Source organism: Brevibacillus sp. FSL K6-0770 (genome assembly GCF_038000275.1).
Lineage (GTDB): Bacteria > Bacillota > Bacilli > Brevibacillales > Brevibacillaceae > Brevibacillus > Brevibacillus parabrevis.
On the sequence record NZ_JBBOBQ010000001.1, the window covers coordinates 3828606 to 3855058 of the forward strand.

Genomic DNA, 26453 nt, shown 5'->3' on the forward strand with positions numbered 1-26453 from the left:
TTACAGCACCTCATTCGTTCATTTCTCATACTAAAGACGCAAAAACGTTCAAAACGTAACGGCTTTTTGAAAAACAATTTTTCCCTTGTTTTGTTACAAAAAAGATGCAAGATCTTCAAAATCATGTAACAAACGCGTAACCAACTGCTGCCAAATCCGTACTACAATAAGAGAGTGAAGAAAACACGGAGGGTCGATGACCGATGACAATCTACCGCTTTTTATTTGAAACCGCAACGCGCAGATGGGTGGAAATCATCAAGGCACCAAGCATGTTTGAAGCAGCGAAGCAAGCCAAACAGCTCGCTACCAAGCGCTCCCGCACTCTGTCCACGCCAATCAGCTTTTCCTTCCACCACGCTGCTTCCAATTAATTGCATACACACATCTGCAACCGCTCCTCATCTCGGGGAAGCGGTTTTTTATTTGTGGAGATATTATTGACATCGCCGTTTTTTTCCTCTTAATATAGAGGGAGACATTACAGTGCATGACAGTAAAGATCTGCATTCACTTCGCTGCTGCACATAAGGGAGATAATCAAAATGACCATGAAAAAAGCACTCACGATTGCAGGCTCCGATACCAGCGGCGGAGCTGGACAACAAGCAGACCTCAAAACGTTTCAGGAGCTTGGCGTATTCGGATTGACAGCGCTTACTGTCATCGTGGCCCAAGACCCGCACAACAACTGGAACCATGAAGTGTTTCCGATCGATGTGGCCATCCTCGAAAAGCAGATCGAGACGGTACTGGCCGGAATCGGCGTAGACGCAGCAAAAACGGGCATGCTCGGTACAACCGAACTGGTAGAGCTTGCTAGCCGCAAAATAGAACAATACCAATTGAAAAACGTTGTCGTTGACCCGGTGATGATCTGTAAAGGCGCTGAAGCGCTCCACCCGGAAATCGCCATCAGCTTGCGTGAAGTTCTGCTTCCGCGTGCGACTGTGGCAACCCCGAACTTGTTCGAGGCGGGCATCCTCAGTGAGATGGGCGCGCTGAAAAGCGTTGATGATATGAAAGAAGCGGCAAAACGCATTCATGACTTCGGCACCGCTTACGTTGTCGTAAAAGGCGGCACCAAGCTGGAAGGCGGCCATGCCGTCGACGTTTTCTATGACGGCCAATCCGTTGAAGTGCTTGAGTCCGAGCGCATTGACACTACGTTTACACACGGAGCAGGCTGCACATTCTCGGCTGCGATTTGTGCCGAGCTGGCAAAAGGCAACTCCGTGCGCGGAGCCGTTGCTGTCGCGAAAGATTTCATTACAGAAGCGATTCGCCACTCCTTTGCCCTCAATCAGTACGTCGGTCCAACCGACCATGGCGCGTATCGCCGCAAACAGCAAGCCTAAGCTTTTGCGCAAACAAAAAACTCCTGACCAGACGAAGCATATGCCTCGGAACTGGTCAGGAGTTTTTTCGTTCACGTTCACGCCTGCTTTTTGATCGCCACTCCCTGTTTGATCGGAGCAGCGGCCGTTTTTTTGCGCATCGAGCTTGCGGTAAAAATGATCAGCGCAGACCAGATGCAGGCAAAACTGATCAAATGCGTGGTTGTAAACGGTTCTTTATAAAGGAAGACGGCCGTGAGCAAAGAAATCGTCGGAGACAAATACTGGATGAAACCGACAATTGACAGCGGCAAGCGCACGGCAGCCTGTGCAAACCAGTACAGCGGCATCGCAGTCGCAACTCCTGCGAGCGCAAGCAGCAACATTTGCCACCAGGCGAGAGTCGCGATCGTCTCCGTTCCGTTCGCCTGGAGCATAAGCAAATAGCCGAGAGCGATTGGAGCGACAAACAAAGTCTCCCAGGCAAGCCCGATCATCGCTTCTTGCTTTACGAGCTTTTTCGCCAGACCGTAAAATGCGAACGTCACGGCTAAAGAGAGCGCGATCCACGGAACTTCGCCGTATTGAAAGGTGACAAACAGGACGCCACAGGCTGCCAGAATGAGCGCAACCCACTGCCCTGCGTGCATTTTTTCTTTTAAAAAGATGACGCCGAGCAACACGGTAAACAACGGGTTCATGTAATAGCCGAGGCTTGTTTGCATGATCTGGTTGTTATTGACCGCCCAAATGTAAATCAGCCAGTTCGCACTGATCAGAAGCGAACAAATGGCAAGAGCCGCGAACATCTTCCCCCCGGTTACCGAGCCCCACATCGTCTTCCAGCGTTTCGTTACCTGAATAATGATTGCGACAAAAAGAACGGACCAGACGATGCGGTGAGCGAGGATTTCCCATGCACCCATTGACTGAAACAGCTTCCAGTACAGAGGGAGCAAACCCCATGCAAAATACGCCGCAACCGCATAAAAGATCCCCTGTTTCATTTTTCTGCCTCCACCGAGTTTGCCATGTGCCACACATATAGAGTAGTGTACCGGAATTGCCGCCAAACGGCTATGTATTCATGCTCAATATAAGCGTTTCAGACACTTTCTTTCGCTACCATAGTAGTGAGTTACCTAGATAGTTGATTACCTCAGTAACACAATAAAGCGAAGCTAAATTTTTCATTGTACCATTTTTCCTACTGGTGTACAATAGGCATTATTCAACCGAGTTTAGTCATAAGAAAGGAATTTTTACCTATGACATACTGGCGTTCTGTTCTGTTCGTTTTGTTTGGCGCATGCAGCTATGGCGTGTTGTCGCTGTTCATGAAACACGCATTTGCCCTGGGCTTCACTCCCTATGAAATGAGCGGAAGTCAACTGGTTTTCGGCGGCTTGATCATGATTGTGGCGGCCTTGTTCTTCTCGCGGGAACGATTCCAGTTCAAATACTTGCTGATCCTCGCGCCTGTCAGTCTGATGATGGCTTCTACCAGCATTTTTTACCATCAGGCTGTCAGCCGCGTGTCTGCTTCGCTCGCGATCGTCCTGTTGTTCCAATTCACCTGGATCGGGGTTTTGCTCGAATCCGTGGTCGATCGCAAGTGGCCGTCAGCTGCCAAATGGGTTTCGCTGCTCATGCTGGGAGGCGGAACGGTGCTCGCCAGCGGGCTTAGCGAAGGCGGCTTGCAAAACGTGAGCGTCACTGGCCTGATCTACGGACTGCTGTCTGGCGCTACCTTTGCCCTGGTCATTTTCTTCAGCGGCCGCGTCCTGCCCGGCATGAATCCTTACTTGCGCAGCGCGATTACGATCAGCATGGCTGCCGTCATGTTGTCCATCGTCTACCCGCCAACGTTTTTGCTCAACGGACGCCTGCTGGAAGGTCTGCTGCCGCTCGGCTTGCTGGTCGCTGTATTCGGCTCCGTCATCCCGATCTTTTGTCTGGCTGTAGGCGTACCCCGGATCGGCAACGGGCTTGCGACGATTTTGAGCGCAGTCGAATTGCCGACGGTCGTTCTCTTGTCCAGCTTCGTGTTGCATGAAACAGTTACTCTCTCCCAGTGGAGCGGCGTTCTGATGATCCTGGCTGCCATCTGCGTGCCGCAAATCAAATGGCGCAAACTGTTTGCTCCGTCACATGTCCTGGAGAAAAAAGGAATGTAACCGAAAAAGCGTGTCAGTCCACCAGGGACTCGGCACGCTTTTTTCTGTGAAACACGTCTCGACGTTTTGCATGAACGGGGATGTGAGCGCTTGCGGTTAACAGTTCTCTCTCTTTTCTAGCTGATAGGAAATCGGGGTGGTCGCATGGAATGGTATGAAGAGATTGCGATTCCTACATGAAGGAGGCTTGTGAAAAGATGACGCTTGCCGTTATGCCGATTTTTCGCATTTTTGACGAAGCAAAAGCGAAGGAATTTTACGTCGACTTTCTCGGATTTCAGGTCGATTGGGAGCATCGCTATGAGGACAATTTTCCGCTGTACATGCAAGTCTCCTCGCCTGACTGCGTGCTGCATCTGACTGAGCATCACGGAGATGCGTGCCCGGGTGCAGCGATCCGCGTGCAGGTCGAGGACATCGAGCTGCTTCACCAGACACTGGCTGGCAAGTCGTACAAATACGCCCGGCCGGGTTTGGAAAAGACGTCATGGGGAACGCATGAAGTGTCTGTGACAGACCCTTTTGGCAACCGGATTCACTTTTTCCAGCCGCATCCTTTTCCGTAAGCTGGAAGAAGCTGTTTCCCGCGAAAAGACGAGAACACAAAAAAGCCCAGCCAGGCTCGTGCAAGAACCTGCTGGGCTTTTCCCTTTTGCTGTATGGGGCGATCGATGGGACTTGAACCCACGAGTGCCGGAGCCACAATCCGGTGCGTTAACCCCTTCGCCACGACCGCCATGGACACAATCAGATCAGGTAGCGGCGGAGGGAATCGAACCCCCGACCTTTCGGGTATGAACCGAACGCTCTAACCAGCTGAGCTACACCGCCAAACGCTATGGAGCGGGTGATGGGAATCGAACCCACGCGACCAGCTTGGAAGGCTGGAGTTCTACCATTGAACTACACCCGCAAAACAAAGGCACGTCCACTCGCACGCTTCTGCGACCTACTCGCCAGCGCAAGTGGCTTTGCGAACTTCTGGCTCATCTTGCGCCCAGAGGTTCTTTTCTGCATTTTATTGTAACACACGTGAAATTAAAGTCAAGAATAGCGAAAATAGACCCGCAAGACCCGTAACCCGTAGCCAAGCCCGCTTTTGTTACGAGTCCTGTGGAGCAACAGCGCACAGCAAGCTGTGCCGAAACATTCAGACAGAATCGGCCTGAGGAACGATCCGGTACACACAGCGATTATGCCCAGCCAAAATATGTTCGTCCCGCGTTATCGTCAAGCCAGCGCCGAGCACGGCCTGAAACATCTCCAGTTCCTTGTTGCACAAGCCGGAACAGGCTCTTGCCGCCTCGCAGATCGGACAGTGCTTCTCGACAAAATAAAACGAGCCGTCTTCGTTGGCAATGATCTCTGCCATATAGCCTTCATCCGTCCGCGATTTGGCCAAAGCAAGCAATTTTTCCTGCAGCGGCAAGCTAAGCGGCGCCTTGCTCTGATAGTCCAGCACTTGCTTGCGGTTGCGAATTTCAATCAGCTTCTCCAAGCCTTCCTCGCCGAAAGCTTCCTTCATCGATTCGATCAAGCTGACAGTCAAATCGGCATAGCCGTCCGGAAACAGGCGGTTTGCCTCAGAGGTCAAAGCCCACATTTTGGCCGGTCGGCCCATTGAGCGCGGTTCCTCGAAAAAAGTGACGAGCCTTTGCTCTTGCAGGTCGTATAAATGCTGCCGCACCGCCATGGCGGTCACCCCCAGCTCGCTCGCCAGCTGATTGGCGTCCATGGCGCCGTTTTGCTTGAGCAGATTGATGATCGACCGCCTCGTTCTTTCTGCCCCGTCTTTTGCATTTGTGTTCGACTTTTTCAATCCCATCACCTTCAAAATTCGGACTGTCTAGATTATAAAGAAAAATATTGACAAAGTCAAAACGCAGGTATAATTTGTTAATTAAAGAAATTTCTTTACAAAGTATCCGGATACTTGGCCGCTCTGTTTACAATCCGCGAAGGAAGGTGACCAGCTTGTCTGCACAAAGCATTTTTGGCCCGCGTTATCTTGCTTTATCGATTGGGATCATTTTGTCAGCGATGGCGATCGGTTTCGAAGGATTGGCCGTCACAACAGTCGCTCCGGTCATTGCTGGCGATTTGCAAGGGATTCATTTGTTCGGCTGGATATTCAGCGCTTATTTGCTGGCGCAAATTGTCGGTACGCTCGTGGTCGGCCGTCAGATTGACCGAAAAGGGCCTGCCCTGCTTTTCACCATCGCTGTCGCTTTGTTCGCGCTCGGACTCGTCGCAGCCGCCATCGCTTCCAACATGTACGTCATGATCGGTTCGCGCGTCTTGCAAGGCTTCGGTGCGGGAGCCATGTACACTTGCATGTACACGGCCATCTCGCTGAGTTATCCCGATGAACTTCGCGCCAAAATATTGGGTTCACTAGGCACTGCTTACGTGCTCCCTTCCATGCTCGGGCCCTATGTAGCGGGATTGATTGCCGAACACTTTTCGTGGCGATTCGTCTTTTGGGGCGTGCTGCCTTTCATGCTTCTTGCCGTGCTTCTCACGCTGCCTGCCTTTCGCAAGCTGACGATCCCCGCTGCTCCAGCGAAAGACGAATCCGGCGTGGTCGGCCTGTCTGTGCTGCTCGCGGTCGGAACCGGGCTGTTTTTGAGCGGACTTGGCATGCTGCCGCAAGCATGGGGAGTCGCGCTCATCATCGTGGGCCTCGCTTTGATGGTTCAACCTCTCCGCAAGCTGCTGCCCTCAGGAACCTTTACTTTTCAAACTGGCTTGTCGGCTCTGCTCGCTTCCCGCGGACTCTTTTTCGCCGCCTATGTCTGCACGCAAAATTTTCTCGTGCTCGCTTTGACAAAAACGAAAGGGCTTGCTCCGGACAAAGCGGGGCTGATCGTGGCAAGCGCGGCGTTCAGCTGGTGCATCGTGGCGATTTTGCAGGCTCGCTGGGACGCAGCCGATCAAGGTCGCGGACGCTCGAAGCGAATCACGCTCGGGATTTTGCTGATGCTTGTCGGGATCGGCGTCATGCTGTGGGTGCCATCCCTGACGATTGCGATGGCGGTGATCGGGGAAGTCATCATCGGGATCGGCATCGGATTGGCGCATACCGTAAGCGGAACAGTCGCCTTCACTCTGGTCAGGGAAGGGGAAGCTGGTCAAGTATCTGGCAACCTGCAATTCGCGGACTCCTTTACCCCCGGCGTGGCGGTCGGGATCGGCGGAGCCGTAGTCGCCATGAGCCAAACCGCCGGAATGTCCATGGCCGCAGGAGTTACAATCGCCATGGCCTTTAACCTCGCGCTGATTTTGCTCAGTTTGGTGGCGAATGCGCGAACCAGGCAAAGTCAACCAAGCAAACAGACATCTGCCTAGCCTTTTTCCACAAAAAAATCCCCGCTTTCCTGCGTCTGGCAAAAGCTTGCCGTTCGCAAGGAAACGGGGTTTTTCATGTCCACATGGCGGGAAACTGCTCCAGTGTCAAGACGCCGGTGAATGCATCGTCCAAGTTCCAAAAGCCGAAGCCATGCTCCACTCGGGCTGGCAGCATGGCTTCGGCTTGCTTGACCTGGACTGGCATCAGCAAGAGCAGTCCGGCGGAGAATCGGCTTGGCAAAAAGACAGCACGGCATTTCCGGTCACATCGGCGAAATACGCTTCCACGACGCGGCGAAAATGTTGCGCAGCACGGGAAATATACCGACTTTTGTGCCATAGCAACGTAATCTCTCGTGCCAGCCGCTGATCCTCGATTCGCAAATAGTGGACTTGTTCGTGCAGGCTCCTCCCTGTGCACGGAATAAAAGCAATGCCGATCCCTGCTTCCACGAAAGTGACGAGCCTCGCAGGTTCATCGCCCTCGTACACATAGGCAGGCTCAAATCCGGCTTCGTGGCAAACCGCATCCACCAAGTCGCGTGTGGCATACCCCCGTTTGACTCCGACAAACCACTCGCCTTGCAGCTCAGCCAAAGCGACACTTCGCCGTCCAGCCAGTCGGTGGTTTTTGGGCACAGCGACGAGAATCGGATCGAGAAACAATGTCTGGCATTGGATTTCGTCGTCCTGTACCGGAAAAGACGACAGGCAAAAGTCCGCCTCCCCGCGCCTGAGCGCCGCCAGCATCTCTTGCGTAGTCACCATTTGGACGTGAAAGTGAATCATCGGCCATTGTTTCCGAAATTCACTCAAAATCCCGGGCAGCGTGCTCGCATTGGTTACCGCCAACTTGAGTGTTCCGTACTCAGCCTGGGTCCAATCGCGAATTTCCCGTTTGCCTTCTTCCAGTTCCAGCAAAGCCCGCTCAGCCCGGAGTAAAAATCGGCTGCCGTGCTCGTTTAAACGCAGCCTTCTGCCCACTCTATCGAATAGTGGAGCCCCCAAGTCCTCTTCCAGCCGCTGAATCGTTTTGCTTAATGACGATTGCGTCACATGCAGGCTTCGGGCAGCCTCGGTCACATGCTCCAGCCTGGCTACCGTGAGAAAATATTGCAACTGCAAAAGTTCCATGCCGCCATCCCCCTTCCATTCATTCCTTTTAATCAATGAAAGTATAGCATCAAATGCGTTGGAATAAATGAAGGGTTTCCCGTACGATGACAGCAATAACGTATGGGAGGAACAAACATGGAGATTCGTCAAAAGTGGCTGATGGTCGCCGTCGGACTGGGCATCTTGCTGAATCCGCTAAATTCATCGATGATCGCCGTTGCCATTGCCAGACTGCAACAAGTGTATGCTTTGGACTTTGCTACCGTTTCCTGGATTCTGTTTTCGTTCTACATAACGAGCGCAATCGCGCAGCCCGTGATGGGCAAGGCCAGCGATATGTTTGGGCGAAAACGCATTTTTCTCGTCGGGCTGGTCATCGCCGGGATCGCTTCGTTGCTTGCCCCCTTCTCCGCCACGTTTGGCTGGCTTCTTGTTTGTCGCATCGGGCAGTCGATTGGCACGAGCATGGTCGTGGCAGTCGGAATCGCCATCGTGCGGCATCATGTTACGGAAAAGCAAGGGACGGCGCTTGGCGTGTTATCCTTGTTCCAGTCCACGGCGGCTGCCATCGGCCCTTTTATTGGCGGAGTGCTCATTCATTGGTGGGATTGGCCTTCTATCTTCTTCGTCAACCTTCCGTTCGCTTTGGCGAGTTTTTTGCTCGTGTGGAAAATGATTCCGCGCGACGAGCCGTCCACGTCCGTATCCCGGCAGCTCTCCTTGCGCCAATGGATTGCGCTGTTGGACATTCCGGGAATTGCCTTGTTCACAGCGGGGCTCGTCGCCTTGCTCATCGGCTTTTTCCAGGCGAAGTCGGCCGGGCCTCTCGCTTATGGCAACGTCATTCTCGGCGGAATCGGCCTGGTGATCTTGGCGGTCTTCATTCGTCACGAGCTGCGGGTATCGTCACCGTTTCTGCCTTTGCGCGCATTCGCCAAATACCGTGCCATGACATGGGTTCATAGCGAATTTGTCCTCGTCAACGTCGTGTTTTACGCGATATTTTTCGGCCTGCCGGTTTATTTGCAAACCGTTCGTCACGTCTCCGAGCTGCATACCGGACTCTTGATGTTAAGCCTTGGCTTGGGGTCGTTGATCGCGTCGCCATTAGCCGGACGCTGGATCGACAAGTCTGGACCCCGCCCTGCTTTGCTCGTCTCTGCTGTCTTGATGCTCTTCGGCGCTGTCTGGCTCGCGATGTTGAATCCTGCCTCCCCGGTGATCAGCGTCTGTGTGGCATTGGCAGCGTTTGGCGTAAGCAACGGGCTGAACAGCGTAGGCATGCAGGCCGCCTTGTTCCGCTCCACGCCAAAAGAGATCATTGGCGTCGCCACCGGATTGTTCATGACAGCCCGCTACGCCGGGACGATCCTCGCCTCGCTACTGGTCGGCCTCATTCTTCAGGCAAAAGGGGTTGTGCTTTTTGCAGCCGTCCTCTTCCTGCTCGCCTTGTCTCTCTTGTTCATCAACGGGCGACGCAAAAGCTTGGGACAACCAGGGGAATCATAAACATGCGAAAACGGACCGAAACAAAGCTGCTTCGGTCCACTTCTCATTCCATCTCGCTTGCAAGGCTTTCTTTTCCGGTGGCTGTTTCGCCTATTTCCCCGCCAGCTTGGAAAAGTTGTCGGCAGCCAGGCGGATCGCCAGCACGCTGCCTGTATTCAACGAGTTATCAAACAGTAAAACTTGGTTGTTTTTGACTGCCTTCAACGAGTTCCATACAGCCGATCCTTGCTTGTCCTGGATGGCTGCTTGGGCAGCGTCAAGCTTGTGCTGAATGATGATGTAGTCGGGATTCATTTCCGCAAGGGCTTCCAGGGAAAGCTCGCCCCCCTCTTCCGGGTACTGATCTGGCTTTTTCAGGCCAAATCCTTCTGTCTCGTTGTAGTAAACCGTATTTTTCGTCCCTTGGGCGGTAAAACCGTTTTTGCTGCTCACCCGCAGCAAGGCAAACGTTTTTGTTTTCAGATCGCCCAGCTGCTCTTTTGTTTTGGCGATCTTCTCTTTCGTATCTTTGACGAGCTGTTCGCCCAATTGTTCTTTTCCGATCGCCTGTGCGCACAGCATGGTGGCGTTTTCCCATTTGTCACTGTAGTCAATTTGAATGAAGGGCGCGATTTTCGACAGATCGTCGTACTGGGCATCGCCATGGCCTTTGAAGCTGACAATCAGGTCAGGCTTTGCCGCAATGATCGCTTCCATGTTCAAATCTTTGCCGCTGCCCAGATCGATAATCTCCGCCTTGCCCACATACGGCTGCAAGGTCGCGTATTCTTTCAACGCACTCTCTGCACTGCCCGAGGCAATCGGCGGCACGTCCAATGCGAAAAAGTAGTCAAGGAACAGAGGATGCAGCACAGCAATGCGCTTCGGCTGCTCCTTGATCGTCACTTGATGACCCGCACCGTCGGTAATCGTCCTTGGCCATTCGCCTTTTGACGAAGAACTCGCGGAAGGCGTCTGCTCCGTTCCCCCTCCAGCGCAGCCAGCCAGCACTCCCATCAGCAAAACTAGCGAAAAAATGATTCCTGTCCATCTATTCATGTCGGTTCCTCCAGCATCGTTTCATTCCTGTATTGAAAACCTGGCCTTGCGCTTTCCGTTTGCTCCCCTGCTGCCGATCATCCCTTTCTTTTGCCATGGCTGCCCGCCTTGTCTTCCTCAAAGCAGCAGCACTTTCATGACGAGTCCAATTGATAATCATTCTCGACAATTAGTGTAGCAAGGGCGCTCGCAATTGGAAATACACAGAAACCTAAAGGAACATGCACAATTCTCCAAAAACGCCGCTGTTCTGGCGCGACAGACGCGGATCGCCCTTCCGGAAACAGCGGCACTCATCAGGGAGCAAACACTTCGGAATAGCCAAATCGGCCCGTCCTTTTGGAAAAAGGCACGAGCCGATTGGCGAGCTATGATGCGGTTGTGTGAATACGGGTTGCGCTTATAATTTGTGCTTGCCCTCCACGAGCATATCGGCAATCAGATTGATTTGCGCTTGGACAGCAATCGGGTCGTACGGCCAAAAATAATCGGTGTCCATCTGGTAGACATGCCCTTTTTTGACGACGTCCAGCGTATTCCAGATCGGACTCTCCGGGTCAAGTCCCGCCTGCTTGCCAGACTCGACAAACAGGTAGTCGCCCGAAAACTCTTTGACCTGCTCCAGCGAAATCGTCATGTTCTCCTTGCCCTCATCGACGAATTTTTGCACCTGTGGCGGCCGTTTCAGTCCGAGGTGCCTGTACATCGCTTCCGCTCCTCGCCACAGACCTTGCCCGTAAACGACCAGCTGCTTTTCAAACCCGCCCATGATCGCCACGGTCGCATTTTCGTCGACGACTCCCTTGATTCTTTGTTTGGCTTTGGCAACGGTGTCGTTGAAGGAGGCAATCCACGCCTCGGCTTCTTTTTCCTTGCCCAAAATCTCGCCAAACGTCCGAATTTGATCGCGTGAGTCTTTGAAGGTCGTATGGACGAAGACGATCGTCGGCGCGATTTTGCTCAACTGCTCATACAGCTTGGGATCATCGCTCAACGTAACGATCAGATCGGGATTGAGCGACAAAATTTTCTCGACGCTGCCGGCGTCAATCGTTCCGATATCCTCGATGCCAGCCGTCTGTGATTTGATGTGCGGCGAATCGATATCCCAAAACGGCGCTCCGACAGGCTTGACGCCAAGCGCCAGGAACGTAGCCAAATATCCTTGGGCGACAATCCGCTTCGGCTCAGCGGGAATTTCGATTTCTCCGTTGACGGTCTGTATTTTTCGGGTGGCTGGCTTGCTCTGTTCGTCAGACGCAGCAGCCGTGTCTTTTTGCCCCTCCGGTTGCGGATTTGTTCCTGCGGTACCGCCGCATGCAGCCAGCAACACCGTCATGACCAGCAGCCACATGGCCAATTTCATCAGCGGCCGGGATACTCGCTCGCTTGTTCTGTTCATCCTGCACAGCTCCTTCTTGCTTCATAATGAGAAAAGATCAAAGCAATAACGATAATCATTATCATTAAAATCCGTACTCATCATAGCAAGCTTTTCCACAGGCCGTCTATTTCATAATGTTGCCGCTTTTTATGGATAAATGTTCACTCCGACTCACCAGCGATCAGGCAATTCGTCTGGATGCGCAGTTGCCGCTCCAATGCCAGGCCGCCGCTGCTCCAAAATTCGTTCAAGGACAAACGGTACACCCGTCCCTTTCCATGCATGCTCGCCAATACATGCTCTCCCTCGTCACTCTGGTCGTCGCGGGCATCGATCACAAACATATGGTCTGCCATGTAGTCGGGCAGCCTGTCTTCCGTTATCCAAAGATGCTTTCCTGGCACGAGTACATCGCGGCGCACAGTATCAGGCGGGCGGATGCCAAGAGCTTCGTACAAGTTAAACGCTCCGCGGGCTGTTTTGTCCCAAATGAAGATGCCGTCGCTACGCCATTCATAGACGGCTGCCGTCTCCCCTCTGTCAATCAATGCGCGCAGACTTTGTCTCGCTTCGTCAACTTGTGCCTGATATTTTGTCAGCCATTGCTGTGCTTCCGATTCTCTGCCAATCAGCTTGCCGATCAGCTGCATTTCCGCCAGAGGGTCCAGCTTGGCCCATTCCAGAGCGAGGACAGGCGCGATCTTCTCCAATTGCTTCATCCGGCCAGGCGTATGGTAAAAGTATGTAGGCGCCAAAATGAGATCCGGCTTCAGCTTGCCGAGCTGTTCGTCATCGTACGCTCCCTTTATGATCGGAACATCGCGCAATTCCTCCTGCAACAGGAGCGAGCCGCGCACCAATTCGGCTTCTGTGGCTACAGGCGTGACACCGAGCGCCAGCAAGGCCCCTGCGAATTGAAAGGCCGCGATTTTTTTCGGGGCCGGACGACTGCGAAACTCGCCGGGAGACATGCCTGTCAGCTGCTTGAATTTTCGGCTCAAATATTCGCCGTTGCTGTAGCCGACCTCAAGGGCAATCTCGTTGATCGTCATGGTCGACGCCAGCAAGTGCTCTTTAGCCCGGTCAATCCGTACGCGATTCAAATATTCGGAATAGCCCCACCCCAGCTTTTTGGCAAACATCGTGGAAAAATAGCTCGTATGAAACCCGGCCAGACGCGCCAGTTCGGAACGGGTAATCGGGCTTCGGTAGTTCTCGTCGATATACGTGATCGCCCTGTGGATGGAAGGCTCCCAATCCAGCTCAGGTGTCGTCTCATAGTGCAAAACGAGCTGCATCAGCTCTTTGAAAAGGTGGTGGTGCCGCTCCGCTTTTGCCGTATGCCCAGACGGATTGGCCTGCAAACGCACGAGTTCGTTCACGAGCACAGTTGCCCGATACGGCAGTTTGTTGGTGATCCAGCCGCTCGCAGGCAAACCGCTGCGATCATTGCGGTACATAATGGCGTCGTCATCGTGCTGGGCCAACCGATAGCTTTCGAAGCAAATGCGGCAGACAGCCGGAAGTTCCGCCCCGTCCCGGACCAACGTGACCGAGTCGCCCGGACGCAAAAACAGCATCCTCATCGACTCCAGCTTTAGCGTTTTCTTGCCATCGTTCACGCGAATCCGGCCCGTCATGGGAGTGAGGATCGTAGGCGCAAAGCACGTAATCTCGATGGACGGCTGCGTGCTTTCCCACTGCATGATGCCGCCTTCTTTCCAAACGTGAAGGGTTGCTTCCATAAAAGGAATGTCACCTCTTTCGCTGCCAGTTCTTCTTTTCTAGTTATACCACAACTCCCGAGCGGCACAAGACGTACGCCAGCAGGAGCAGCTTGAGGCTCCAACTGTAAAAAGCCGATCTTCCTGTTGGGGAAAGTCGGCTATGTTTCTTCTATAGCCTTGCCGTGTTGCCAAAGCAAAGATTGTCGTGCTAGTATACCAATTATTGGATTGACACTTTTCAACAATAAACCAGCATCTCGTGCAATCCATATTAACAGTACAAACACGCGAAGGTGAACAAATGCTAAAAGTAAACCGCGATGACGCCCGGCCCATCTGGCAGCAACTTTTGGATCAGGCGATTCATAACATTACAACCGGAAAATGGCCGCCAGGCGAGCTGCTGCTCCCGTCCCGCGAGCTTGCTCCATTGATTGGCGTTTCCCGTTCAACCATACAGATCGTTTACGAGGAGCTGTACAGCCGGGGTTACACGGTAACCTCTCGCCGCGGCGGAACGAGAGTGAGCGAATGGATTTATGCAGCTCGTCCGGCAGAGGAGGCTTCGCCCCCGGAGCTTTTTCCGCCCGAGTTGCCTTTATTAAACGATGCGGTCGGCCAGTTGCACAGTTGGTTCGGCGCTAAAGACAATCCAAAAATAGCGATCGATTTCACTCCCCACGAGCCGTATTTGGATGAGCATTTTCAAAGAAATTGGCGGCAATCCTTTTTGCAGGCTACCACAGAAACAAGCCTGGACAGTTGGGCTTACGGCGATCCTTATGGATTTTTGCCGCTGCGGGAGCAAATTCAACGCTATTTGTCGCTCGAACGGGGCGTTCATGTGGATAGCGACCAAATCCTGTTAACCTCTGGCGCACAGCACAGTCTCGATTTGATCGCGCAAGCGCTTTTGCAAGAAGGAGAGACGGTTTCGGTAGAAGATCCCGGCTTCCCTGCTGCCTGGATGGCGATGAAGTATCGGCGTATGCAAGTTGTTCCCGTTCCGGTTGACGAGTACGGACTTTGCGTCGACCATGTTCCCCCTGCGTCCAAGCTTGTGTTTGTTACGCCGTCGCACCAGTGTGCGGTTGGCGTCATTTTGTCGGAACCTCGCAGGCAACAATTGTTGCGCATGGCTGCCGAGCGGCGGTTCTGGATTGTCGAAGATGATTACGACAGTGAATTTCGCTATCGCGGTGATCCGCTTCCAACTTTGTTCAGTCAACGACCTCAAAACACGCTGTACATGATGAGTTTTTCCAAAATGGTCGCTCCCGGCATTCGCCTGTCGGCCATCGTTGGTCCCAAAGCGGCCATTCGCCAGCTCGCTCGCGTTCAGGAATTAACCTACCGCCATCTTCCGATCATGGAGCAATTGACGCTTGCTCATTTTATCGAACACGGTCATTTCATGCGCCATATGCGGCGAGTTCGCAATGTGTATCGGCGCAGGCACGAGGCTATGACAAAAGCGATTCTCTCGACGGGGCTTGGCGAACAGTTCACACTGAGCGGCGTGGAAACGGGCTTGCACATGCTTCTTGAAGCCGAGCAATCGTTTGCCGAAGAAGCCGCGACGAACCTGGCGCTCGAACAAGGAATCCGGGTTTATCCGCTCAGCAACTATTGTTTGGAAAGCGACCGGAAAGGTTTTGTCCTCGGTTTTGCCAAAGTAGACGAACGAGCCATTGCAGCAGGCATAAAACGTCTAGCGGGGATGCTTTTATGACGCAAGCATCCCCGCCTGTTTTCCCCTAGTCGTCCTGACGCGCATGTTCATTCCAGTAATAACTGTCCGGCAAGTAACGTTGGCCGAACACTTTCGTTCCTACGCGAATGATCGTAGCCCCTTCTTCAATCGCTACCGTGAAATCGCCGGACATTCCCATCGACAGGATGTCCATTTCGACTCGCGGCAGCTTTTTCTCCCTGATCTCTGTCTGAATCCTTTTTAATAGTCGGAAACAGTGGCGGGTCTCGTCGTTTGTCGCATTCAGCTTTCCGATGGTCATTAAGCCTTTTATGTTTAGCGTTTCAAACTGCGCCAATTGCTCGACCAGTTCCAGTGCTGCTTCCGGCGGCGCACCAAATTTGCTTTCTTCGTAGGACGTGTTGATTTGCACCAGTATGTTCATCGTCTTGTTCTCTTTAAGGAGCTGCTGGTGCAAAGCTTGCCCCAGTTTCAAACGGTCCACAGAATGAATGAGCGTCACATATTTGACGACGTCCTTCACTTTATTCGTCTGCAAATGCCCGATAAAATGCCATTCCACCTGCTTGTACTGCTCCATAAGCGGAAATTTGCCGCGCAGCTCCTGCGCTTTGTTTTCCCCAAACAGCGTTTCCCCCGCCTGCATGGCTAATTGCAATTTTTCCAGCGGGACGGTTTTGGTCGCCAACAACAGCTTCACGTCCTCAAGCTTGCGCCCCGAGGCTTGGCAAGCCGTTTTCATCTGCTGCCGTACGGTTTGCAGATTCTCCGCAACGAGATTTTCCATCTTCCCTGCCTTCTTTCTGATGAAGATTCGGATGAGGCGTTCCCCCACGCCGGGCAGAGTAGCCTCTGTCTCCTACTTTTCCGAGATTGCCGCGATCAATTGAACGACAAATCGCTGGATTTTCATACCAGTCACACCGTTAGTCCCGGTTTGAACATTTTTTCTTCCTCTATTGGATTTTCTTTGGCGGTGATGTGCTGTGGATCAATTCGATACACCTGCACCGGGCCACCGAATACGGCTGAACGGTATTTGTCTACATGCTGCTTGGGCAACGGCCGTTTATAGTAACCAGGCACGTATTTATGAATCATTTCTTGCAGCATGTGTGTCGCTTCATCCAGATCGGCGACGGGTTCTGCCTTGCCAAAAACGATGACACTCATATACGCTGTGTCCGTCTTGGCTGGCACCGGATCGGTAATCGTTCCGTATTCCTCGCAAACCGTAAAACAGACCTCCGCATTCGCGCTCATCACCTGATTGCGTCTCCCGCCAGTGGCTCCATGGAAGTAAAGCTTCCCATTTGTCCAAACAAAATTGAGCGGAACCACATACGGCAACTGTCCGTCGACCATGCCAAGATGCCCGATTCGCGCTTGCTGCAAAAATGCCTCAATCTTGCTCTTGTCCAACACTTCTCTTACCTTGTAACGCACTCCATCCATTTTCTTCACTCCTCATGAATTGAATTGATGTATGATGTAGGCAAGTTTAGCAAGTATTGGAGTGAAGAGAAACGTCCATATGCGTTGAGTTTGAGCAATCCATAATACACATTGATCATTAATTCACTAAATCAATTAGATTTATATAATGGAAATATGAAAAATGTGTTTATACCAAACACATAAAAAAACAAAAAACTCCTGAGTTTCCTTATAAGGAAACCCAAGAGCTTGTTCATCACTGGACTTGAATCTCCACAATGTTACCACTACTAGAATCTGAACGTTCTACACCATCATAACATGAGCGGGACTCATTTAAATTTGCCTCCGTTAAAATTCTTGTAAAATCAAGGTTTATGATCTTTTTTATTCATTTCGAGACCTAGACAATTATTCAAAAAGAGACAATAATCCAAGCGAATTGAGCTATTTGTGAGAATTTATACGAACTGAACCTGCTCTCTATTAATTTAATTGTAAGAGGCAATACACGATACATAGCCGAGATGATGGACGTGCTGGTGTTGTGACAACTGCAATGAATCTAGTTTGTTGATTCTTTAGATTGCGTGAATATTTTTCTGCTCCATCCAATTAGTCAGAACAGATAATGCGTCCTCAGAAAGTTCTTGTGTGAACAGTATTGCCAGTCGTTTCATTGGTCGAGAAATGGCAACATAGAATAGATTTCTATTCCTCTCATAAAAATCCACTTTATTGTTAGGTATAGTTTCTGGAGCCTTTGAAAGTTCAAGAAACTGGTTGAAATTATATAGATCCCATCCACGCCCAATAACTACAAGTACATTCTCAAATTCAGCCCCTTTTACTCCATGCTTTGTTGAAAACGGGGTCTTTTCCTTAATGTAATGAGTTAAAGCAATGACTTCACGGTAAGGTATGCTCCTTAACATTCCAAGACGTTCCATTGACTCATTCTGCTCATTTGAGCTATTTAATTTATATTCATTATATTTTTGTTCTCTCTCCTCCACCTTCCCTGATAAACGTGGTCGTTTAACATTTGTAATATAAGCTAATACTTCGCCAATTGTCCCATTGAGCCGTAATTGAATCAGAGTCTCCATGTCATTAACCCATTTTGTTTTATCACTAAGTGAGGTTATATTTGGTGTACGTCTATCGAGTACTTCAAACATTGTTCCATACTGCTTACTCTCAAAAGCAGAACATAACGGTTCTAGAGTATTCACAAAAAAATCAATGTGTGGGTCTTCCTGCCTTACATAATCATCATTTCTTCCTTGAAATACCTTCGCAATACCAGAATACCCTTGTTCATTGGCCAAAAGATTGTTAGTCAGCATAAGTATTTTAGTTTTTTCAGGTTCGAACCCCCATCCTTCTTTCATTAAGATGTCTCTTGTCATCTCAAGCTTTTCGTGAGCAATGTCTGCAGGCAAATCGCCTTTCCATGGCCTCTTAGTCAATCTTTCACCCGACCACTCATTAGTGTGAAATACCCTCACTGCACCATTTGATTGAGGATCTTTCACAGCTTGTTTTAAATCTGGTCTCACAAGGTTCAATACATTAACGATAGCTTTTTCGGAACGAAAATTAGCTTGTTTATATATATAGTGCAAGTTCTCATTCTTAATTGCACCACATCCATCGCTATAAATTTTTTGCCAACCATCACCGTAAAATCCGATTAAACATCTCGACTCTTTATTGTCTACGAAATGATTAAGGATAGCCTCTGTAAAATCTTTATTTGTGTCTTGGTACTCATCGATAAATAGTATAGGGTATCGCGAACTTAGTATATTTCTAAACTTATTGTTTTTCATTAATAATGCTGTAAGTAAAATGACATCATTGTGCCCTAGTGAAATTTTTTCACTTTCTACTTGTGGATAACCAAAATCGTACTCAATTTTTCTAGGATTTCTCACGCTATCGTTCTCAAAGCGTTCAATCCATTTTGGTAAATTACAAAGTTCATGCCATAGTTGTGACTGAAAATCCTTAATCAAAGACCAACAAAATGCATGAATCGTCGATGCTAAAACTGCTGGATGTCCATCCACTCTATTTTTAATTTCATCGCATGCAACATTCGTATATGTAATACATGCAATTTGCTGACTTCTTTGGAGTAAAACGTTTCCTTGCTTATTAACTATATATTTAAGAGCTTGAATTAAAGAGTACGTTTTACCTGCACCAGCACCTGCCTCAAGTAAAAATGACTTATTCTGATCCAAACATCTATAAATTTCTGCAATAGCTCTTTCTGCAGCTTCTTCTGCTGGATTTTTATTACCAACCTCAATCATGAGATTCCTCCTTTGCAACAGCAACTTCAGCCATATTGAATGGAATAGGAATATTCGAGGGTACATCCGTATCGTCAATTTTGTTAGCCCCTAGCCATAATAAACCTTCCTTTATATATCTTGGAATGTTCCATTCTGTCTTCTCTAAAGCATATTCTAATGCAAACTGTACCTTTTTCACCTTTCGAGCGATATCCCATGCTTGATTTTCAGCTTGATCTACGTGGGTTTCATTGATTCCAAATAACTGTAAATTAGCCAGAATAAATGCTTCCTCGAAACTACGCCCACAAGGCATATCGTCTTGTTCAAATTCCGGTACTTGATATGCAATTCTGTAAACCCCGCTAATTTTTTCTTTGACGGTTTTCTTAATAAGTTCGTTTGGTGTTATTTCAGGTGCCTGAAACCATGTCTTTATGCAAGCATTGCTTGTCCTGTTCCCTGCCGATACTTTGCAAGCACTATTATTTTGGGTGCTATCAACTGTGTCTAAATCAGTAATGATTAAGGTTTTAAGCTCTAGGAAGTCCAATAATTTAAAAAAGTTATGTGCGTAGGCTCCTCCTACTTCCATTACAGTTATATATTGACTACCAAGATTAATCTCTCCGTTATCTTTATCTAGTTTCTCGATCATTTTTGGAAGAAGCAATCTTTCCGTAGAACCTTCTATCAAAATTGCCTTATCTGCAAACAGTAAATCGCATCGTGTCAAGGTCATATATTGTTGTAAGAATGCTACTTCATTACCTAAAGTGCCTGCTACACCTGCTTTAAAATCCTTAACTTTCGTAGTATAAAAATCGCTTGTATTATGGTTATTTGTCGTCATAAAATAGCGCATGGACGAGAATTCTGCTTTATTCGCCATGTGAGACGAATGGGTCGTGACTACAAACTGCACAGGCCATGGTTCCCCATTATTGTATTGCTTAGAAAAAATCGAGGATAATTCGTTGAGTTTTGAAATGAACACTTCTTGCATTTGCGGATGAAGATGCGCTTCTGGCTCTTCAATAAATATCAGATGTACCATTGGTCTTGGTTTTTTTGCAATAAACTCTTTGTAAAATTCCAGCATTCTCAACAAAATAAAGATTAAATTTCTAGCGCCAAGACCATTATAAGATTCGGGCAAGTGTACACCATTGAGACCTGAATAACGTATCTTAGTATAGTTCTTCAATAATGTATCTATATTAAGAAGCGTTTCAGTGATCAAGTTAGGATCACGCAATCCAGGATAACCGAACAACGAAATTGCAGGTAGTAAATTCTTTAGTTGATTATTAAAATCAATGTCAAGTTCTCCTTGAATTTTTTGAATTGTTATATTTATGTTTTCAGTCACTTTTCGGTCATCTAAACTTGCCGATTCTGACTTTGCCGAGTTAAAAAGTCCTTCAAGAATTTTACCAAGTACATCCTTTTCTTTGTTCGTCATATCTCCTAATTCTCTTTGTGCATTAACAAAACTACCTCGTACTAAATCCTGTATCTTTTTCCAATCCAACTTTTTTTGATTGGTAACGTCATTAGGATCTACTGCCATAAGAAACATTTTGTAAAATCGAGGCACTCTTTCTTTTATAACTCTGAAAAAAATTCGTTTCTGTTCTGATTCCGAAAGTGTGGAGTCAATCCTAATATCATCAAAAAAGGCAGTCATCTTTCCTTCTTCTAGCTGATAACACATCTTTATATGCGCCACAGTACAATTAGGGTTTAAATCAATAATAAAATCGCTAAGCACGCCATAGCTCGAATCATTCTTATAATCAACACTAATTTCCATTTCGATACTAGGAAGTGTCTTTCGAGCGCGCTCCTCATCTTTATGATTCTGCTGTAAAATGTTATACGCTTCCCAAAACTGAATATGCTTGCTCATTGTAAAGTCTTCTAATTTAAAATTCGGCGAACTTTCGGTTGATATTCTACGAAAAAGTTCAGCAAATGATGTCTTACCACTATTATTACGACCAACTATGACTGTCGCCTTCTCATCAAGAGAAATTTCAATATCTTCAAGCAGCCGAAAATTCTTAATATGAATTTTTTCTATATGCATGGCATTAACAGCCCCTTCCGTTCATTTAGTTGCCCGCAATATCCGAAATACTATTCAACTTATATAAGCATCTTTTACAAAGTGATCTGGCGGCGCTCTCTGTTCCCCCTGCAGTGCAATGTGCACCATCACCACTAACAGAGGATTCCAACTTGTATTTGTTTAATGTGGTAGTAGCAATTTAAATATTTCTTAAGTATTGTTCTAGATTATCCTTTCCTTTCACCGAAATCGCCTCAAAGAGTTTCATTCCACCAAAAGGACTTTAGACCCACTTGAAAGGTCCCTATCTAGAGTACATCTCCCTTTCAATCAAACTTCTATACCATTTCATATTTAGACGAAACCCAGAAAATACCTGCACATCCAGTTATAAAAATAACTTGATCAAATGTCTTATTTCTCACTTCCCAATCAGACTTTATACCCAAATGGCACAACTATAGCGTTTTATTATGCTCACCTCTCCATGTAAAACCCAATAAAATTCCATGTATCAAAACGGTTGCCAAACTCTACATTTTTATTTTTGGCAGGAGTTCGATCTCCTGTTTGATAGCGTAAAAGGCTGCTGCGCTAAATCGCCTCACTAACAAGCCAGGATAGCCAGGCGACTTATCATCTAGCAAAGGACGATAACGCTCATCTAACACCAAAAGCGGCTTGACACGATAAAGGCGATTGTCCCCCTCTCTGCCAAGCCGCGGTTACAAACAAAACAGCGGGCACTGCTTGCTTTTTCTTCTATCTGACAATCAGGATTTATTTTCCAAAAGACAGGCAAAAATTACTTCCGAGCAACCGGCAGTTCCAACAGTGCGTTTACAAAAGTATCGTACAAGCATTCCCCAATCACTTCCAGCGAAATCGGCGAATAGTAGCCTTCCGATTTTGGATTCTCTCGGTTGAAAAACTCTTTTTCAACCATGGCCGGAGCTTTCATCCCCAGATCTTCATAGATGATTCCTCGCGTTTTGTCTCATACTGTGCGATAAATTCCTTCGCTTGCTCAGGCATTCCGAATACTTCCCCGAACAAAGTCATCCGCTCTTCCAACGTAGACATTTCATTGACGGTCCCTATCTTTTTTCTCCTTTTATAAGAATAGTCGTTGTAATTGAGAATTATTATCAAATATAATGAGTAGCAACGAGCATTATGGACTTGAGCTTGGAGTTGGAAGGGGCTAGGCGAAACGAATGAAACTGGACGATCATCTGTTGCTATGGAATCAGGCTTCCGTCAAAGTGATGGATATACGGCATAGAAGCATGGAAAGCGGCGAAGAGCTGCTCGCCTATCGGCTGCCAGCCAACGCTTTTTTGTATGCGACCCGCGGAAGCGCGCAAGTAAGGCTCGACGGAGTGCCGTACGATGCGCAGCGGTTTCATCTTTTTCACGGGGGCAAGGGCGTTTGCCTCGATATTGCCGCCAAGCAATCATTCGAATATTACATGATTTTGTACAAGGCATCGGCCTCCCTTCCTAGCCGCAAAGAATTGATGCGGCAAGCGGAGCTGGACGATCCGTTTCGCATGCAGTACGGATTTGCGCCGCAATATCCGGTTTTTTTGCTCGATATCGCCGAGCGAATGGCGAAGGAATGGATCGCAGCTGGTCTTATCGACAAATTGCATGTGAAGTCGTTATTTTATCAATTCGTCTACGAAGTCATGCGACAGCTCGACCAGCAAGGAATCGAGCCGATCAAGCCGGACCCGGTCACCCAGGCGGTGCTGTTCATGAACCAGCATTACGCCCGGCCGATTACGCTCGAATCGCTTGTGGAGATGCTCGACTGCAATCCGCGCCAATTTTTGCGCTGGTTCAAGCGACGCTACGAGACGAGCCCGATCGATTACTTAATCCAGCTTCGCATGACGAAAGCGAAAGAACTGCTACTTGGGACAGATTGCACGCTTAAAGAAATTGCCGAAAGCGTCGGTTACCCGGACAGCTACTATTTCAGCCGCCAGTTCAAAAAAAACGAGGGCGTTTCGCCGACCGCTTTTAAAGAAAAGGCGCTGAAACAGGAGCAACGTCTAAAAAATCCATCCTTCCTGTCCACATCTCCCATTGTTGCGCGAGAGCTTCAACGGTATAGTGTTCATGTAATTGATAATCGTTATCAACATGAGAGAGAGGGACATTTATCGATGCGCAGAAGGACCAGAACATCTTTAGCCGTTACACTGCTCTTTTGCTTCGCTTTGCTGCTAAGCGCATGCTCCGGAGGTACGACAAATCCGGGTACGGGGGCCAGCGGGACGGCAGGACAACAGCAAAATACAGAGGCGACAGCCCCGGCGTCCCAGACTTCGTCGGATAAAGAAGCGCCCCGCGTCATCAAGCACGCAATGGGCGAAACGACAGTGAACGGCACGCCGAAGAGAGTCGTCATTTTGACAAACGAAGGTACGGAAGCGCTGCTTGCTGTAGGCGTGAAGCCGATCGGCGCCGTCCAATCGTGGGTCGGCTCGCCGTGGTACAACCATATCAAGGACGAGATGCAAGACGTCACGGTCGTCGGCGACGAGTTGCAGCCGAATATCGAGATGATCGCAAGCTTGAAGCCGGATCTCATTATCGGAAACAAAGTCCGGCAGGAGAAAATATACGAGCAGTTGAACCAGATTGCGCCGACCATATTCGCGGCTGACCTGGCTGGCGACTGGCAAATCAATTTCAAGCTGTACATGGAAGCGATCAACAAGAAGGACGAAGGCGAAAAAGCGATGGCGGACTTCAACAAGCGCGTTGCCGACGTGAAGGCGAAGCTGGGCAGCAAAGCGGCAACAAAAGTGTCGGTCGTCCGCTTCTCCGCGTCGCAGGTGCGGATTTACCAGAAGCAGACATTCTCCGGGGTGCTGCTCGATCAACTCGGCATCGCTCGCCCGCCCGCTCAGGACAAAGATTCGTTTATCGAAGTGATGACGAAGGAAACGATCCCGAGCATGGACGGAGATGTCATGTTTTACTTCGTGTCGGAGCAAGCCGGGAAAAACGATGCGGCGAAGGTTGTGGAGGAATGGAAAAACGACCCGCTGTTCAAAAACTTGAACGTTGCCAAAGCGAACAAGGTGATCCAGGTAGACGAGGCGATCTGGAACTCGGCAGGCGGCTACAAGGCGGCGAACTTGCTGCTCGATGAGCTGGCCGCTTATTTCGAAGTGAAGTAACATAAACGCTGGCTGGCGTCGGCTTGAAGCTGACGCCGGTTTTTTTCTTGTTCAGAACACGAAAAGAGGTGAAGGACAATGGGATAGTGATGCAAAGTCGCAAGCGGAAATGGATCGGGCTTGCCGTCGGGTGTGCGATCCTTCTGCTCGGGATGCTGGCCAGCGTCCTGTTCGGGCTGCAACAATTCGGCCTTCGCGACATCTGGCTCGCCTATACACAGTTTGACGGCTCCAACGAGCATCTGATCGTGACGACTACGCGTGTTCCCCGGGCGCTGATCGCCGCCGCCGTCGGAGCGAGCTTGGCCGTTGCCGGAGCGATCATGCAGGTGCTGACGAAAAACCCGATAGCCTCGCCTTCTCTGCTCGGGATCAATTCCGGTGCCGTTCTGTTTATCGTTATCGGACTTGCCTTAACCGGATCGTCCCTGCCGATGAGCAGCATGATCTGGATCGCGCTCGGCGGAGCGGCGATAACTTCCTTGTTCGTATACACGCTGAGCATGCAGGGGGGCGGCGGTTTCGAGCCGATCAAGCTGACGCTGGCCGGGGCGGCTGTTGCTGCCTTCGCGTCCTCGGTCACCTCAGGGATTATGCTCATTCACAAGCATTCGCTGGAAACGGCGCTGCTCTGGATGATCGGCTCTGTATCGGGTCGAGAGCTGGGCCATCTGCTGTTCGTCCTGCCGTACTTGTGCGTCGGCTGGCTCCTCGCAATGCTGATCGCAGGCTCCCTCAATGTGCTGGCGCTAGGCGACGACAACGCCAAGTCGCTCGGTCAGCGGCTGACACTGATCCGGGCCGCCTCCGCGCTCGCAGTCGTCCTTCTGGCTGGCAGCTCCGTAGCGGCGGCGGGACCGATCGCCTTCGTCGGACTCATCGTGCCGCATCTGTGCCGATACGCGGTAGGCAGCGATCACCGCTGGCTGCTTCCTTACAGCGCCTTGACCGGAGCGATTTTGCTGGTAGCGGCTGACCTCGCCTCGCGCTTCGTCCTTATGCCGAAAGAAGTCCCGGTCGGCGTGGCGACGGCGCTGATCGGCGTTCCGTTCCTGATCTTCGTGGCGAGAAGGAGGAAGTCATGAAGAGACGTCCGACATGGAAAAATGCGACGATCGTAAGCTCGCTTGCCGTTGCGGCTTTGATCCTCGCCGTCTTCTGTCTGTCGCTCGGCAGTGTGTCCATTCCGATTCGGGACGTGGTCCTGTCGCTTGTCGGCATGAACGGCGAAGGAAGCGATCTGATTATTACACAGTTTCGTTTGCCACGCATCGTAGCGGCGCTCCTGATCGGCGCGGCATTGGCTGTTTCCGGCAGCCTGCTGCAAGGAGTGATCCGCAATCCGCTCGCTTCTCCGGACCTGCTCGGCGTTACGGGCGGCGCTTCGGTAGCGGTGGTCGCTTTTATGACCGCCTTTACCAGCTACAGTATTCATTACGTGCCGATCATCGCGATCGCAGGGGCATTCGCCGCTGCTTCGGTCAACTACTCGTTCGCCTGGAAAAAGGGAGTCACTCCGTCCCGGCTCGTGCTAATCGGTATCGGCATCTCGACGGCGATGAGCGCCTTGACGATGTTTTTGTTGCTGAGCGGTCCCGCCTATCTCGCCGCCCAGGTGCTGAACTGGATGACGGGCAGCTTGTATGGGACGAACTGGAGCTATATCAAGGCCATCTGGCCGTGGATCGTCGCTTTGATCCCGCTGTCGCTCTTGTATGCCAAAGAGCTGGACATTCAGGCGCTCGGCGAAGAAACAGCGATCGGTCTCGGCAGCAGACTTCAGATGAGCCGAATGGTCGCGATGCTACTCAGCGTCGCCCTCGCCGGGGTAGCGGTCGGCATCGCCGGAACGATCTCCTTCATCGGCCTGCTTGCCCCGCATATGGCGAGAAAGCTCGTCGGCAATCGCTACGGAATCGTCATCCCGACGGCAGCGCTCATCGGCGCAATCGTGCTGCTGCTTGCCGATCTGGCGGGACGAATGCTGTTTTTGCCGCTCGATATTCCTGCGGGCGTATTTACCGCCGGAGTGGGCGCTCCGTTTTTCCTGTATCTCTTGTTCAGGCGCAAACGGCCAGGGTCATAATCG

At 50.1% G+C, this 26453-nt stretch carries 23 protein-coding genes and 3 tRNA genes; 10 read left to right on the plus strand and 16 right to left on the minus strand.

What is annotated here, in order from left to right; translation table 11 throughout:
- Positions 1–203 precede the first annotated feature (203 nt).
- Positions 204–374, plus strand: a complete 171-nt coding sequence (locus NST23_RS18005) for a hypothetical protein (RefSeq protein ID WP_167470319.1) — start codon at positions 204–206, stop codon at positions 372–374.
- A gap of 171 nt (positions 375–545) precedes the next feature.
- The gene (pdxK, locus tag NST23_RS18010) at positions 546–1358 is read left to right on the plus strand and encodes a pyridoxine/pyridoxal/pyridoxamine kinase (protein ID WP_122964933.1); all 813 of its coding nucleotides are present in this window, start codon (positions 546–548) and stop codon (positions 1356–1358) included.
- Between the two features lie 77 nt (positions 1359–1435).
- Here pdxK and rarD read toward each other — a convergent pair whose 3' ends face one another.
- The gene (gene rarD, locus NST23_RS18015) at positions 1436–2344 is read right to left on the minus strand and encodes an EamA family transporter RarD (protein WP_309538820.1); all 909 of its coding nucleotides are present in this window, start codon (positions 2342–2344) and stop codon (positions 1436–1438) included.
- Between the two features lie 261 nt (positions 2345–2605).
- Here rarD and NST23_RS18020 point away from each other — a divergent pair, with 261 nt between their 5' ends.
- Together NST23_RS18020 and NST23_RS18025 are read left to right on the plus strand one after the other, a co-directional pair.
- Positions 2606–3514 carry an EamA family transporter gene (locus NST23_RS18020; protein WP_122964931.1) on the plus strand — a complete coding sequence of 303 codons (909 nt, stop codon included), beginning with the start codon at positions 2606–2608 and terminating at the stop codon, positions 3512–3514.
- Between the two features lie 197 nt (positions 3515–3711).
- The gene (locus tag NST23_RS18025; protein WP_122964930.1) at positions 3712–4080 is read left to right on the plus strand and encodes a glyoxalase superfamily protein; all 369 of its coding nucleotides are present in this window, start codon (positions 3712–3714) and stop codon (positions 4078–4080) included.
- Positions 4081–4174: 94 nt separating this feature from the next.
- Here NST23_RS18025 and NST23_RS18030 read toward each other — a convergent pair.
- The 4 genes from NST23_RS18030 to NST23_RS18045 form a co-directional block, all read right to left on the minus strand.
- Positions 4175–4250, minus strand: a tRNA-His gene (locus NST23_RS18030).
- A 21-nt stretch (positions 4251–4271) separates the two neighbouring features.
- Positions 4272–4345 (minus strand) — tRNA-Met (locus NST23_RS18035).
- Between the two features lie 8 nt (positions 4346–4353).
- Positions 4354–4427: transfer RNA gene (locus NST23_RS18040), tRNA-Gly, on the minus strand.
- A gap of 237 nt (positions 4428–4664) precedes the next feature.
- On the minus strand, positions 4665–5333 hold the full coding sequence (locus tag NST23_RS18045) for a helix-turn-helix transcriptional regulator (protein ID WP_217365151.1): 669 nt from the start codon (positions 5331–5333) through the stop codon (positions 4665–4667).
- 146 nt (positions 5334–5479) lie between these two features.
- On the opposite strand from NST23_RS18045, the gene NST23_RS18050 reads away from it, so the two are divergent.
- Positions 5480–6862, plus strand: coding sequence for an MFS transporter (locus NST23_RS18050; RefSeq protein WP_340964183.1), 1383 nt, complete (start codon positions 5480–5482; stop codon positions 6860–6862).
- A gap of 73 nt (positions 6863–6935) precedes the next feature.
- On the opposite strand, the gene NST23_RS18055 is transcribed toward NST23_RS18050, so the two are convergent.
- Both NST23_RS18055 and NST23_RS18060 read right to left on the minus strand, forming a co-directional pair.
- On the minus strand, positions 6936–7067 hold the full coding sequence (locus NST23_RS18055; protein WP_255679099.1) for a hypothetical protein: 132 nt from the start codon (positions 7065–7067) through the stop codon (positions 6936–6938).
- A complete protein-coding gene (locus NST23_RS18060) occupies positions 7067–7996 on the minus strand; it encodes a LysR family transcriptional regulator (protein ID WP_173597003.1) in 930 nt (309 codons plus the stop codon). The genes NST23_RS18055 and NST23_RS18060 overlap by 1 nt, the downstream gene beginning before the upstream one ends.
- A 117-nt stretch (positions 7997–8113) precedes the next feature.
- Between NST23_RS18060 and NST23_RS18065 the strand changes: the two genes are divergently transcribed.
- Positions 8114–9487, plus strand: coding sequence for an MFS transporter (locus tag NST23_RS18065; RefSeq protein ID WP_340964185.1), 1374 nt, complete (start codon positions 8114–8116; stop codon positions 9485–9487).
- Positions 9488–9577: 90 nt separating this feature from the next.
- Here the strand turns inward: NST23_RS18065 and NST23_RS18070 are convergent, their stop codons facing one another.
- The 3 genes from NST23_RS18070 to NST23_RS18080 all read right to left on the minus strand — a co-directional run bounded on the left by NST23_RS18070 (position 9578) and on the right by NST23_RS18080 (position 13654).
- Positions 9578–10525 (minus strand): ABC transporter substrate-binding protein, encoded by a 948-nt coding sequence (locus NST23_RS18070; RefSeq protein ID WP_340964188.1) that lies wholly within the window; start codon positions 10523–10525, stop codon positions 9578–9580.
- 400 nt (positions 10526–10925) lie between these two features.
- Complete coding sequence (locus NST23_RS18075) at positions 10926–11927, minus strand: ABC transporter substrate-binding protein (protein ID WP_242775170.1); 1002 nt, start codon at positions 11925–11927, stop codon at positions 10926–10928.
- Between the two features lie 143 nt (positions 11928–12070).
- Positions 12071–13654, minus strand: coding sequence for an AraC family transcriptional regulator (locus tag NST23_RS18080; RefSeq protein WP_340964190.1), 1584 nt, complete (start codon positions 13652–13654; stop codon positions 12071–12073).
- A 283-nt stretch (positions 13655–13937) separates the two neighbouring features.
- On the opposite strand from NST23_RS18080, the gene pdxR reads away from it, so the two are divergent.
- Positions 13938–15368 (plus strand): MocR-like pyridoxine biosynthesis transcription factor PdxR, encoded by a 1431-nt coding sequence (pdxR, locus tag NST23_RS18085; protein ID WP_340964192.1) that lies wholly within the window; start codon positions 13938–13940, stop codon positions 15366–15368.
- 25 nt (positions 15369–15393) lie between these two features.
- Here the strand turns inward: pdxR and NST23_RS18090 are convergent, their stop codons facing one another.
- The 6 genes from NST23_RS18090 to NST23_RS18115 all read right to left on the minus strand — a co-directional run bounded on the left by NST23_RS18090 (position 15394) and on the right by NST23_RS18115 (position 22250).
- Positions 15394–16137: a YggS family pyridoxal phosphate-dependent enzyme gene (locus NST23_RS18090; RefSeq protein WP_122965465.1), complete on the minus strand. Its 744-nt coding sequence runs from the start codon at positions 16135–16137 to the stop codon at positions 15394–15396.
- Between the two features lie 131 nt (positions 16138–16268).
- Complete coding sequence (locus NST23_RS18095; protein WP_122964922.1) at positions 16269–16805, minus strand: pyridoxamine 5'-phosphate oxidase family protein; 537 nt, start codon at positions 16803–16805, stop codon at positions 16269–16271.
- A 563-nt stretch (positions 16806–17368) separates the two neighbouring features.
- The gene (locus NST23_RS18100) at positions 17369–19111 is read right to left on the minus strand and encodes a UvrD-helicase domain-containing protein (RefSeq protein ID WP_173596997.1); all 1743 of its coding nucleotides are present in this window, start codon (positions 19109–19111) and stop codon (positions 17369–17371) included.
- Positions 19104–21185: an ATP-dependent nuclease gene (locus tag NST23_RS18105; RefSeq protein WP_173596996.1), complete on the minus strand. Its 2082-nt coding sequence runs from the start codon at positions 21183–21185 to the stop codon at positions 19104–19106. Before NST23_RS18105 ends, NST23_RS18100 begins: the two co-directional genes overlap by 8 nt.
- Before the next feature lie 787 nt (positions 21186–21972).
- Positions 21973–22113: a hypothetical protein gene (locus NST23_RS18110; RefSeq protein WP_340964195.1), complete on the minus strand. Its 141-nt coding sequence runs from the start codon at positions 22111–22113 to the stop codon at positions 21973–21975.
- A gap of 11 nt (positions 22114–22124) precedes the next feature.
- Positions 22125–22250 carry a hypothetical protein gene (locus NST23_RS18115; RefSeq protein WP_255679100.1) on the minus strand — a complete coding sequence of 42 codons (126 nt, stop codon included), beginning with the start codon at positions 22248–22250 and terminating at the stop codon, positions 22125–22127.
- A gap of 134 nt (positions 22251–22384) precedes the next feature.
- On the opposite strand from NST23_RS18115, the gene NST23_RS18120 reads away from it, so the two are divergent.
- From NST23_RS18120 to NST23_RS18130, 3 genes are all read left to right on the plus strand, one after another.
- The gene (locus tag NST23_RS18120) at positions 22385–24364 is read left to right on the plus strand and encodes an AraC family transcriptional regulator (RefSeq protein ID WP_340964198.1); all 1980 of its coding nucleotides are present in this window, start codon (positions 22385–22387) and stop codon (positions 24362–24364) included.
- Between the two features lie 89 nt (positions 24365–24453).
- Positions 24454–25449, plus strand: a complete 996-nt coding sequence (locus tag NST23_RS18125) for a FecCD family ABC transporter permease (protein ID WP_280648499.1) — start codon at positions 24454–24456, stop codon at positions 25447–25449.
- A complete protein-coding gene (locus NST23_RS18130; RefSeq protein ID WP_173596994.1) occupies positions 25446–26450 on the plus strand; it encodes a FecCD family ABC transporter permease in 1005 nt (334 codons plus the stop codon). Before NST23_RS18125 ends, NST23_RS18130 begins: the two co-directional genes overlap by 4 nt.
- Positions 26451–26453: the final 3 nt, after the last annotated feature.